Origin of the sequence: Allomuricauda sp. CAU 1633, from assembly GCF_017313225.1 — a bacterium.
Lineage (GTDB): Bacteria > Bacteroidota > Bacteroidia > Flavobacteriales > Flavobacteriaceae > Flagellimonas.
The window spans coordinates 19,686-32,145 of record NZ_JAFLNE010000002.1; the positions used below are offsets into that span (position 1 = coordinate 19,686).

Genomic DNA, 12,460 nt, shown 5'->3' on the forward strand with positions numbered 1-12,460 from the left:
AATCTTATGTATTGCAAATAGTTGCAATGGTCGGCATTCTGTGTTGAAAACAAACGATAAGTTGATCATGAGCAAGTTAATTGATGCGCTTGCCTATCCAATTCCACCAGCACCATTTGTGGATTCAAAGGATACGGTAATACCCCAGAGAATTGCGGATTCCCTTCTTAATGTAAAAATGGACGTCGGAATACATCCTAACATGTATGGTGATTTCGACTCATCAACCATAAATCTTCTCCCAGACACATATAAGGATATAATGAATTCCAATAAAACCAATGCTAAAATTATCACTGATATTAAAGGGATTGAAAGTCTAAGGGGGCATCATATCGAACTGGTAGACGCTACCCAAACGAATGAGTTGACCGGTTTCTACAATGTTGACATACTTTTTCACTTTTCAGTCATTATATATAATTCTGATAAAACAAAAGCAGTTCTGGAATTGGGAACAAGTAAAGGTATGTTAAATGGCAGTTCAGGGATTCTTTGCATGGAGAAACGGAATGATGAATGGACCATAGTAGAATCATTTGGCACAAGCATATGGTAAAGAATGAAATTCTATTTTCAAGTCTAATCTTGCAGTATTGATGCTCTTATTGATATAAATCCACATGAAGATTTCCAATTGCATAATTATGTCTGTAGCAACACAAGCGAAGTATTTGGTGATTAAAGGGCAATAAATCAATAGGATTATTATCTAGGTGCTATGCCTAAATTAATATTAAATGGTTAGTTTTGCCTATGCGAAGTTAGGTTACGATTCGTAATCTGTAATTCGGTTAGTTACAAAAAATAAGCAAGGCGAAACCCAATAAAATAAGGGGTTAGCGGAGGGGGTTCGAATCCCTTCGCGCCCACAGAAAAAGAAAAGGCCTCCGAATTTCGGGGGCTTTTTTTATTTCCATGTTTTTGAAAAGGCAATTCACAAGCCTTTATTTTCCACAGATTCAATTATCTAAAGATGTTCAATGTTAATTTAACGTTTGTAAATCGTAAATTTATTGCGTATAAACCTATTTTTGTAAAAAAAGAGTACGGTGAACATCAACTGGAAATCAACAGAGGAAATCAATAAACCAAATTCCTTACATCTTTTAAACTTGGAGTATGCAGTGGAGCTTCAGGTAATATTGATTCTAATTAGGGAAGCCGAGCATTTAATGGAATACCGCTTTTTGATTACAGTTGAAGTCAACCCCAACAATGGACAAGTGTCTATCAATGAGGACACGCCTGAACCCCTATATTCAATTCTTGAAAGGAATTTCCATGGGTTTGATACCAAGCTTGAAAAAAGTCTGTCCATCCATAAAAAAACAGTGCAGCCTTCCTTTGTCTCAATATAAAGTTCTTTTAAAATAGTCACACTCACCTATCCCTTTTTAAGCAAGGAAAGTTTACAATATCATAATATCTGTCCGTGCGAATTTTTATGAAATTTGCGCTGATGGGAGAAGGCTATAACAACAAGATTTCTCTGGAGAAGCTCGCCAAGCAAATACACAAATCAGACAGGAATGCTTTTAATACGCTGTTTGAGTTGATGTGGGAACCCATGTATGTGTATGCATCATCCGTAATTATGGATGATTCCGTGGCCAAGGATTTGGTTCAGGAAGTCTGGATAGACTATTGGCAGCGACGGGAGGATTTGGATATCCAAACTATACGCCCCTATCTCTACAAGGCTATTCGTTATAAGTGCTACAATACCCTTCGCGACTCAAAATTCAACGAAACCCAGATAGAGGCCGCTAACTCGATCTATGTTACTTCGGAAATTGAACTGGAAGAAGATGTGGACGAGCTCTCTATTCGGATACACGATACTATAGCCAGTCTTCCAGCTAGGTGCCGAGAAGTTTTTACATTGAGTCGTATTAATAATATTAATAATCGGGAGATTGCAGAAAAACTGAATATTTCCCAGCGTTCTGTGGAGAACCAGATATCTTTTGCCCTTCGAAAACTTCGCAAAGACCTTTCCATTGTTAAGTTTTTTACCTTATAAACCTTCCCTTCTTTACCTAAAGGTTAACAACATTAAGGAATCATCAACTTCACTTTTTTTGATGTGCGTAGGTGTGTGCTCTCGGTACTCTAAGGTGAAACGAGAACACAATGACCGAACAGGACATTAAAAGATTGATGAAAAAATACCTTGATGGTACCATCACCAAAAGAGAGGAATCCCTTTTGGAAAGGTTTGACAGCAGTCTTTTATCAAAAAATGGAAAGCAGGTATTCCACAGTAATGCCCAAAAACAGTATATCAAGCGGAAATTTTCCAAGGGGATAAATCAAAAACCGAAAAATCCAGTGATAAAATGGGTGCGTATAGCAGCTTCATTGGCGCTGTTGCTATCCCTTGGCTATTTCACTTACATCCAGTTTCATCAAGAACCCGCGCCAACACCTATTGTGGAAATCGTAAAAACCACCGAATGGGGTAAAAAAATGAGTCTTACTTTGCCTGATGGCACCCAAGTGAAGTTGAATTCGGGGAGTACCATCACATTTCCGGAACGGTTTGAGGACAATACCCGTGAGGTAGAGCTTAGTGGCGAGGCCTTTTTTAATGTGACCAAGAATCCAGATAAGCCTTTCATTATAAAGTCAAACGAAGTGCAAACCACGGTCTTGGGAACCTCATTCAATATCAATACCTACCCCGATAACCACCAAATAGCGGTTACCGTTGCAACAGGAAAAGTAAAGGTGGCCTCTATGGACAGTGAAGTTTTATTGGGTCCAAATGAACAAGGGGTTTTTGATAAGGCCACAAAGCAGATTTCAAAGGAACAAATCAACATTGCATCATTTCTGCATTGGAAAAATGGGGTCCTTCACTTTGAGGACGCCACTTTAAGCAGCGTCATGAAATCCTTGGAGCAATGGTATGGGGTAACCTTTGTTTTTGAAAACGAAAATTTTGGGAACTGCCACCTTACGGCGAGTTACGACAATGAAATGCTTTCTGCGGTACTGGAAAGTATTATGTATACCAAGAAAGGGCTGGCATATGAATATGTAAGGGACAAAAAAATATTGATTAAAGGAAAATGCACTGACTAATTCATAAACCAACTTAAAAGATGCAAAGCGTATGAAATAAACCCAAAAAAAAGCAGTCTGCAACACTTTGGCGAGCGGAAACAGACTGCTGGCAGTTCAACAATTACAAATTCTTATAACCATTAAACATTATGTGAAATTATGAATTCACTGACTATTAAACAATTTATCAAATTGACTTTCCAAACTTTTTGCTTGCTGATTGTCCTAGCGCTGTTGAATCCAGTGCTTGCTGCTGATGCCAGAGGGCAAAAATTGGACAATTTTAAAGTAAATCTCTCCGTGGACGATGCTACGGTTATAGAGGTGTTGAGACAGATTGAGGAACAAACTGAGTTCAAGTTTGTCTATGATCGTAAAGTACGAAGGTTGCACAAAACCTACGACATTGCCTACAGAGGCGTATCCTTGCGTTCTATTTTGGAATTAATGGCAAAAGATGCCAATCTTACTTTCAGAAGAATCAATCATACTATCTCCATTGATGTAAAACCCGAAGCCCCAAAAAGGGTTGTTGAAGTGGAGTTTGTTACCGTAAATGGAACCGTGACCGATGAGTACGGTGTTCCCTTGGCCGGTGCTTCCGTAGCAGAAAAAGGAACCGCAAACGGTACCATTACCGATTTTGATGGAAACTTTTCCATAGATGTAGAGGAAGATGCTATCCTGGAAATCTCCTATTTAGGGTTTAAATCACAAGAAGTAGCTGTAAATGGTCGTACTACAATTAACATCCAATTGGAGCAGGATGCTACGCTTTTGGAGGATGTTGTGGTCGTTGGATATGGTACACAGCGCAAAACGGACGTAACCGGTTCCATCGCTTCTGTGGATAGTGAAAACTTCAACAAAGGAATCGTGGCCAACCCAGGTCAGTTGTTGCAAGGCAAGGTTGTGGGTGTTAACGTTTCCAATACCAGTGGTGAACCTGGTGCTGCACAGGATGTGATTATCCGTGGTGTGGGGAGTTTGCGTTCCGGTACAACCCCACTTTATGTAATCGATGGATTTGCTTTGGACAATACGGGAACGGGAATCGCCTCAAACCCGTTGAACTTTATCAATCCACAGGATATCGAGAGCATCGATGTGTTAAAAGATGCCTCTGCTGCTGCCATTTATGGGGCTAGGGCCGCCAATGGTGTAATCGTGATTACCACCAAAAAAGGGAAAGCGGGACGAACCCAAATGGATTTGAGCGTTACCACAGGTTTTTCCACTTTGGCCAATGAGGTTGATGTTTTCAGTGCCAACGAGTTCCGTCAGCAAGTTGTGGCCGCCGGGGGTACTTTGGACGATGGAGGTGCCAATACCAACTGGCAGGATGAGTTGACCCAAACCGGGGTTTCCACCGTCGTGAACTTTTCTATGAGTGGAGCCTCTGATAAATTTTCGTATCACAGTTCCCTTGGGGTGAATGACCAAGAAGGCGTTTTGAGAGGGAGTGATTTAAAACGGTATTCTGGCCGTTTGAATCTGACCCAAAGAGCTTTGAACGATCGTTTTAAGGTAGAATTCAACATGACCGCCAGTAGAACGGAGAACCTTAGACCTGATGCACGAGCCATTGTAGGGGATATGTTGCAGTTGAATCCAACATACCCTGTTTATGGTGGTGACGGAGAGCCTATTTTACTTGAAAATAGACTCAATCCATTGACCCGTGAGCAGATTTACAGCGATGATGCCGTAAACCACCGAATCTTGGCCAACATTGCCCCTTCCATTGAAATTATTAATGGACTCACCTATAAATTGAATTTGGGTGTAGACTATTCATCCACCGAAAGGGATGTTCAGTACAAGCCCTATTCTTTGTTGGAAGGTTTCATCAATGGTTCGTTGAATTCCATTTATACCACCAATAAAAACTCCTTGGTGGAAAATACATTGACCTATAACTACACCACCGATATTCACAATTTTACCATTTTGGCTGGACATACCTATCAGGAAACCTATGTGCATCAAAAAGCATTTGATTTGGAAGGTTTTTCCGATAATGGTATCGATCCTAAATATCAAGATCAAATCAGTGGGGAGAATACCCAGACTTACCTGAATACTTTTGCTACCAAGAACGAGTTGCAGTCTTTCTTTGGAAGGGTGAACTATGGATACGATAACAAATATTTGTTGACTGCCACGATGAGGGCTGATGGTTCTTCAAAATTTGGGGGCAACAACCGATATGGGTATTTTCCGTCAGTAGCATTGGGTTGGAACATCATGAACGAGGACTTCTTGGAGTCGAATACAGCTATCAACAATCTAAAACTTAGAGCAAGTTGGGGTAAGACAGGAAACCAAGAAATTCCATCAAAGATTACCAAGTTGAGCTATACCGATAGTAAGGATGGAAATGATTCTTATCCCATCAACGGGGATGAAGATTCTTTGGAAGATTATCCGTATGGAACCATCTTTACCCGTTTGGCCAATCCAGATATCCAATGGGAGGTTTCCACCCAAACCAACATTGGACTTGATTTTGGTCTGTTCAACAATAGATTGTCAGGTACGTTGGATTACTTCAATAAAGTATCAGAAAATATTTTGTTGGAAGTTACACCTGCAGACCCTGTTCAGCCTACCGATAAGTACTGGACCAACATTCCAGACATGGAAATCAAGAACAATGGTATTGAATTCGCTTTGGATTACCGTAGCGACGCCAGTGGGGATTTCTCTTATAACATTGGAGGTAACATTGCCTACACTAGCAACACAGTGGAAAATTCTCCTTATGAAGTGTTGACCACGGGTGCTGCGCAAGGTGCTGGACAAACGGATGCCACCATTAATGGTAACATCAATGGTGAAGCAATTGGCTCGTTTTACATGCAGGAGTTTATGGGTATTGGGTCTGATGGTCTTAGCCTTCTTTCAGATGAACGTAAAGTTGTGGGCAGTGCATTGCCAGATTTGGTCTATGCGTTCTACCTGAATTTCAACTACAAGAATTTTGATTTAGGGTTGAATTTCAACGGAGTTTCAGGAAATAAGGTCTACAACCACACGGCAATGTCCATGTTCACAAAAGGGTTGTTGGCCTCCAATTTCAACACCACGAGTTTGGCTTCTGAGTTCCCCAATGAGGATATTACCAACTCCAACTCTGTATCGACACGTTATTTGGAAGACGGTGATTTCTTGCGTTTGAACAACGCTACTTTGGGATACAATCTTCCGCCGGAACTTGTTGGATTGGGAGACTTTGTCAACAGTATTCGTTTGTCCGTTACTGGGCAGAATTTGTTCGTGATAACAGATTACAGCGGATTTGACCCAGAAATCAATTCCAACTTGACGATAGACGGCATCCAGACCTTCGGAATTGACTACTTCAACTATCCAAAAGCAAGAACTCTTGTATTTGGACTAAATGTATCATTCTAATCAAAAAAACACTTCAAAAATGAAGCATAAAATAATAATCGCACTTTTCGGATTTGGTTTACTGGCAAACATAAACTGTACCGATTTAGAGGAAGAAGTTATAGACGAATCCCTAGAGGGGAGTGGACAGGCAGAAGTGATTAGCGGAGCCATCGCCCCCGCCTATGGTCAAGTGGCCTGGGTGTGGAGACATACCAATTACTACGGCTTACAATTGATTGCTGCAGACGAGGCCATATTGCCCTACAGAGGTGGAACGGACTGGTATGATGGCGGTAAGTTCATAGAGACCCACACTCACAACATTGCTCCAAGTAATGATTTGGTAGGAAGTTCATGGAATGAGGTCACCAAGAACATTTCCAGAACACTTTCTGCGATAGAGGTGCTACAACCCCTTGCAGAAGCGGGAGATGCGGAAGCGGAAGGTGCATTGCATGAAATGATTGCCCTACGCGCATATATGAACATGTTGACACTGGATGCTTGGGGATTGGCCTTTAAAAAAGAAACTTCAGGGGAACTTTCTGAAATTCTTAGAGGGCAGGATGCCATAGATTACATTGAAAGCGAATTCTTGTCCGTGGTGGATGTCATCAATGCTACTAGAGGTCCTGGAAGAATTACCCAATCCGCTGTTTGGGGCTTTTTGGCCAGACTGAACCTCAATGCTGCAGTATATCGTGACCCCTATGGCACGCCAAATTTCACCACTGAGGATATGGACAAGGTGATTGAATACACCGATAACATTATCAATTCGGGCAATTTCTCTTTGTCTCCGGAATATTTTGATTTGTTCAATGATGATAACAATACCAATCCAGAATTGATTTTTGCGGCAGACCAAAGAGGTGTTATGCAAAGAGAGCATAGCCGATGGGCCTATTGGTCCTTAGCTGGTAGTTGGTTTCCAAGACCAGAATGGCCTAGCGCCGATGGTACTGATGGTCCAGCCATTACCTCTGACTTCTACCAAACTTGGGTGGATGCTTACGGTGGTACAGATCCGGCGGAGGCTGATGCGCGGTTCTATCAGATGAATCAAATTATTCCAGCTGAACTGCAGGATCTTACTGGAGTAACGCCAGAAAATGATGAAGACCATTACTACTGTATTTCAGCAGATGATTTTGAAATTAATAGGGGAATTATCCGAGGAACCCTTTGGGGTCCCAGAAAAGACGATGGTGGTTCTTTCTATACCTGTGATGATGGGTTCCGCATTTATCCAGTGATTCAGACCAAAGGAAATGGTCCAGATAAGGATGTAGATTATGTGAGCCACACCTTGCAAGTGGATTTTTCCAATGAAGGTAGATTGCACCGCAATGGATATCGAGTTTCCAAATACCAGTTCAGTCATACATCATCCAATGGAAACAATTATAGCAGCGTGGATTTGGTATTTATGCGCTTGGCAGAGATTTATTTGATGCGGGCCGAAGCCAAATTGAGAAAAGGAGACAGCCCAGGCGCTTTGATGGATTTGAACACCGTTAGAACTTCAAGAACGGCTCGTCCAGATCAAACTCCCGAAGCATTGGGAGCCATCGATTTGGAAATTCTTTTCCGTGAGCGTGGGTTTGAACTGTATTGGGAAGGTTTTAGACGTACAGATCAAATCCGTTTTGGACATTACGAGGACACTTGGACGGAGAAAACAGATACAGACGTACATCACAGATTGTTCCCCATACCCCAGGATGCCATTGATGGTGCGTCCAATGCACCAGGGTATTTGGAACAAAACCAAGGCTATTAATCAGGTGTATTTTGCAGAGAACGCGGCAAGATGGTTTTACCACTTGCCGCTCTCGTTTTAATTCATAGTTAAAATTGTACAAATGAGATTTTCGTTTCAAAAATTTATTGCAACAGGATTAATGTTTGGAATGGTTGGTTGTACTACCAAACAGGTTCAAGAAAAACCCGCACAAGAAGAGCTGTTGAACATCATTGTAATGATTGGTGATGGGATGGGTGTTCCACAAGTGTCCTCCGCATACTATTTTGGTGAGGGCACTCCCAATTTTTCACGCTTCAAACAAATAGGATTCCATAAAACATCTGATAAAAGCCATAGGATTACGGATTCTGCGGCAGGAGCCACCGCTTTTGCCATTGGTGAAAAAACCTATAAGCGGGCTATAGGGGTTTCCGCAGACACTATCCCACAAGAGACCATTTTGGAGTACCTTCAAAAGCAGGGGTATCAAACAGGGCTGATTAGTCTTACCACAATAACCCATGCCACTCCGGCCAGTTTTTATGCTCATGTAAAAGATCGGGATTTACATGAAGACATTGCAGCCCAACTGACAACAGCCAAGGTTGATTTTATAGCTGGTGGGGGACGTAACTACTTTAGAAATCGTACCGATGGTAAAAATCTTTTTTCTGATTTTGTTCAACAAGGATACCATTTGGATACACTTCAATTATCTGAACCAGCTTTGGACCAGCCCAATGCTTTTATCTTGGCCGATGAAGGGATTCCATCCAAAATTGAGGGTCGCGGTGATTTTTTGAGCGAAGCCACTTCAAAAGCATTGAACTATTTCAATCAGAACGGCAAGCCATTTTTTATGATGGTGGAAGGTTCGTACATTGATTGGGGTGGGCATGCCGAAAATGCAGAAATGATGATTTCAGAGGTGCTGGATTTTGACAAAACCTTGGGGGTTGTTTTGGATTTTGTTGAGGAACACCCCAATACACTATTAGTGGTTACTGCCGATCATGAGACAGGGGGCGTAAGCATCGGCAAATATTATGAAGTTGATGAAAGCACCGGCGATAAGAAAGAAGTTCCCGAAAAGGTTTCCGTATATTTCAATACCGACCAGCACAGCGGTGAGCTCATTCCCGTATTTGCCAAAGGAAAAGGTGCTGAAAACTTTCAGGGGATCTACGAAAACAATGAAATTTACCATAAAATGCGCAGTGCACTAAACCCAAAACCTAAAGAAAATGAATAAAAGAATTCTATTCATCCTCATAGCTTTTTTAGTATTGTTGGGAGCTGGGGCACTACAAGCCCAAGGAGCATATAAGGTGCATTCCCACAATGATTATGCCCAAGAACTTCCCTTTTGGTATGCGTACAGCAATGGAGCGGCCTCTATTGAAGCCGATGTTTTTTTAAAGAATAATGAGCTTTTTGTCACTCATAGTGAAGATGAAATTGTGCCGGACCGAACTTTTCAAAGATTATACTTGGATAGGCTGCAAGACTTATATCAATCTGGAGAACTTCGAGAAATTCAGTTGCTTGTGGATATAAAATCCGATGCCTATCAAACTTTGGAAAAACTGGTTGAGGTATTGAAACAGTATCCATCGCTTTTGGAATCAGAAAAAGTACGATTCGTAATTTCAGGGAACCGACCTAAACCAGGGGAGTATGACAACTATCCTGATTTCATTTGGTTTGATCATCAGAATTTGGATGAATTGAATACCATCTCTCTTGAAAAAGTGGCCTTGGTAAGTGTCAGTTATAAGGATTATTCGGTTTGGAATGGCTATGGACGAATGACCGCCTCTGACTTTGACAAAGTGAAATTCGTCATTGAAAAAGCAAAGAAATCAGGGAAACCTTTTCGTTTTTGGGCCACGCCCGATACCAAGACCGCTTGGGCGCGTTTGGCAAAACTTGGAGTGGATTATATCAACACGGATGAACCTGCTTTGGCCAAGCAATATTTGGATAAACTGGATGAAAATACATTCAAAAAGGAAAACCCAGTGGTGGTCTATCAGCCCAAATATGGGTACGACCCCAATGCAGCACCTAAAAATGTCATCCTAATGATCGGTGATGGCAATGGGTTGGCCCAAATATCTGCAGCAATGATTGCCAACCAAGGAAATTTGACCCTAGCTGGAATCAAAAATATTGGTCTGGTGAAAACCGCTTCATACGATGACCTGATTACGGATTCTGCCGCAGGAGCTACAGCTATGGCCACGGGAACCAAAACCAACAATAGGGCCATTGGTGTAGACCAAAATGGCAAAGCATTGACCAACTTGGTCGATCTAGTAAGTGAAAAGGGGTTTAATACGGCAATTGTAACCACCGATGCCATTTATGGAGCCACACCTTCATCGTTTTACGCTCATAGGGTGGCGCGTGATGACACCGATGGACTCGTGGAAGACTTAAAGCAGAGCAAGCTCGATTTCTTTATTTCTGGAGGGCAAAATCAAGAAAACGCTATTAAAGACGTCTTCGCCACTCAAAAAATGGATGTGTTTGAAACCTTTCAACAACCCACAGCAATTTATCTGGGAGAAAACAAGGTGCCATCCGTCCAAAATGGGCGAAAAAATGCTTTTCCAAATGCAGTAAAAAAGGCCTTAGAGGTTTTGAATACGAAAGAGGAACCCTTTTTCTTAATGGTTGAAGGTGCCCAGATTGACAATGGGGGACATTCCAACAGTACCAGTGATATTGTCGAAGAAATGCTCGATTTTGATCAAGCCATTGCGGAAGCGTTGCAATTTGCAGATACCCATCAGAACACTTTGGTGGTGATCACGGCCGATCATGAAACTTCAGGTTTTGGAATTGTAGCTGGGAATGTAAACGAAGGAATTGTGCAAGGAGATTTTTTAACCGTTGATCATACCGGAATCATGGTGCCCCTTTTTGCCTACGGCCCGCAATCTCAACATTTTGGAGGGGTCTATGAGAACACTGAGGTTTTTCAGAAGATTTTAAAGGCCGTCCATGAATGAGGATGGCTTTTTAATATGGGCATGGGCAGAATAAAAAGTATCTTTGCGAAAAGTTTGCTTTAATGATTGCCACCATTTGCAGAAAAGCCCATTTTAATGCCGCCCATCGACTTCATAACCCTAATTGGAGCCAAGAGAAGAATATTGCTGTTTTTGGAAAATGCAACAGTCCCAATTATCACGGGCATAATTTTGATCTAGAGGTCAGGATTAGGGGAGAAGTGGACCCTGAAACAGGTTTTGTAATGGATTTGGCAGTATTGGGAAATTTGATCAAGGATGAGATTGAAGAGCGTTTCGACCATAAAAACTTGAATGAAGACTGTCCAGAATTCGAGGGCATTTTCCCAACCACGGAATACTTTGTAAAAGTCATCTTTGACATCCTAAAGCCCAAGCTGGAAAAAGGGCAATTACTGCACATTACCCTGCACGAAACACAAAAGAATTCGGCAGAATATGGAGATTGGTGACAATTTTTCAACGTTAAATACCTTTTTGGTCATTTAGTGATTCGACTGAATCCGTAATAAATATTCCATTTCATTCTCTCATTCATCAATTGATTGAGGGTATTCATCAATTGATAGACCTTTGAGTTTTACGAACCCATTACATTATCTGTGACAAAAAAGTTTTGTACACGATAATGACTGGTTTTAAATGAAAGGTTTTTTTCAAATTTTAATACCAAATAGTAGCATTCAGTTCTCTGGGAATAAAAATACCCATGCGTCTAAATATGAGAAATCTGGTTTAACAAAGGAGGAAGCATCAAGGATTAGGAGTAAAGTGGAGATGGCACTTAAAATTGATAAATTATACCGAAACAATGCCTTGGGACTTAATGGGTTGTCCCAACATATAAAAGAGGACAGGTACAAAGTCTCCCAAGTCTTGAATGAATATTTACAGAAAAACTTTTATGGATTGTTGAATCACTACAGAATCCGTGAAGCAAAAGATCTTCTTTTGGTGCAACCATCACTGAGTGTAAAGGCGATAATGTATGAAGTTGGATTTAATAGCAAAACCAGTTTTTATAGTGCCTTCAAAAAAGAAACAGGGTTAAGCCCCAATGATTATCGCAATATGGAGGCATACGTTTCATAATTTCTACCTACCGAATACTACGTTTCCAATTTTAAATTCCACCCTTATTTCAAATTATTAATGACTCTTTTGATTTGAGTTTAAAATGTGTGGCTTCTTCTGATTATACAGC

The 12,460-nt window shown here is 41.2% G+C and carries 10 protein-coding genes; all 10 read left to right on the forward strand.

From position 1 onward, the window contains the following. Positions 1-67 precede the first annotated feature (67 nt). A complete protein-coding gene (locus tag J0X14_RS04980) occupies positions 68-559 on the forward strand; it encodes a hypothetical protein (protein ID WP_207096681.1) in 492 nt (163 codons plus the stop codon). Between the two features lie 493 nt (positions 560-1,052). Further along, positions 1,053-1,361, forward strand: coding sequence for a hypothetical protein (locus J0X14_RS04985; protein WP_207096682.1), 309 nt, complete (start codon positions 1,053-1,055; stop codon positions 1,359-1,361). 86 nt (positions 1,362-1,447) lie between these two features. Continuing rightward, positions 1,448-2,026, forward strand: coding sequence for an RNA polymerase sigma-70 factor (locus tag J0X14_RS04990; protein ID WP_207096683.1), 579 nt, complete (start codon positions 1,448-1,450; stop codon positions 2,024-2,026). A gap of 110 nt (positions 2,027-2,136) precedes the next feature. Next, positions 2,137-3,090: a FecR family protein gene (locus J0X14_RS04995; protein WP_207096684.1), complete on the forward strand. Its 954-nt coding sequence runs from the start codon at positions 2,137-2,139 to the stop codon at positions 3,088-3,090. Between the two features lie 195 nt (positions 3,091-3,285). Continuing rightward, positions 3,286-6,489, forward strand: a complete 3,204-nt coding sequence (locus tag J0X14_RS05000) for a SusC/RagA family TonB-linked outer membrane protein (RefSeq protein WP_242527931.1) — start codon at positions 3,286-3,288, stop codon at positions 6,487-6,489. 19 nt (positions 6,490-6,508) lie between these two features. After that, complete coding sequence (locus J0X14_RS05005; RefSeq protein ID WP_207096686.1) at positions 6,509-8,254, forward strand: RagB/SusD family nutrient uptake outer membrane protein; 1,746 nt, start codon at positions 6,509-6,511, stop codon at positions 8,252-8,254. Between the two features lie 82 nt (positions 8,255-8,336). Beyond that, positions 8,337-9,470, forward strand: a complete 1,134-nt coding sequence (locus J0X14_RS05010; RefSeq protein ID WP_207096687.1) for an alkaline phosphatase — start codon at positions 8,337-8,339, stop codon at positions 9,468-9,470. Further along, positions 9,463-11,235, forward strand: a complete 1,773-nt coding sequence (locus tag J0X14_RS05015; protein ID WP_207096688.1) for an alkaline phosphatase — start codon at positions 9,463-9,465, stop codon at positions 11,233-11,235. The genes J0X14_RS05010 and J0X14_RS05015 overlap by 8 nt, the downstream gene beginning before the upstream one ends. Positions 11,236-11,297: 62 nt before the next feature. Beyond that, positions 11,298-11,708, forward strand: a complete 411-nt coding sequence (locus J0X14_RS05020; protein ID WP_207096689.1) for a 6-pyruvoyl trahydropterin synthase family protein — start codon at positions 11,298-11,300, stop codon at positions 11,706-11,708. A 325-nt stretch (positions 11,709-12,033) separates the two neighbouring features. After that, positions 12,034-12,348, forward strand: a complete 315-nt coding sequence (locus tag J0X14_RS05025) for a helix-turn-helix domain-containing protein (protein ID WP_207096690.1) — start codon at positions 12,034-12,036, stop codon at positions 12,346-12,348. Positions 12,349-12,460 lie beyond the last annotated feature (112 nt).

Coding starts and splice junctions, on each gene's coding strand:
- J0X14_RS04995 (WP_207096684.1), top strand. CDS start 2,137: ATGACCGAACAGGACATTAAAAGATTGATGAAAAAATACCTTGATGGT.
- J0X14_RS05015 (WP_207096688.1), top strand. CDS start 9,463: ATGAATAAAAGAATTCTATTCATCCTCATAGCTTTTTTAGTATTGTTG.
- J0X14_RS05005 (WP_207096686.1), top strand. CDS start 6,509: ATGAAGCATAAAATAATAATCGCACTTTTCGGATTTGGTTTACTGGCA.
- J0X14_RS04990 (WP_207096683.1), top strand. CDS start 1,448: ATGAAATTTGCGCTGATGGGAGAAGGCTATAACAACAAGATTTCTCTG.
- J0X14_RS04980 (WP_207096681.1), top strand. CDS start 68: ATGAGCAAGTTAATTGATGCGCTTGCCTATCCAATTCCACCAGCACCA.
- J0X14_RS05025 (WP_207096690.1), top strand. CDS start 12,034: ATGGCACTTAAAATTGATAAATTATACCGAAACAATGCCTTGGGACTT.
- J0X14_RS05010 (WP_207096687.1), top strand. CDS start 8,337: ATGAGATTTTCGTTTCAAAAATTTATTGCAACAGGATTAATGTTTGGA.
- J0X14_RS05020 (WP_207096689.1), top strand. CDS start 11,298: ATGATTGCCACCATTTGCAGAAAAGCCCATTTTAATGCCGCCCATCGA.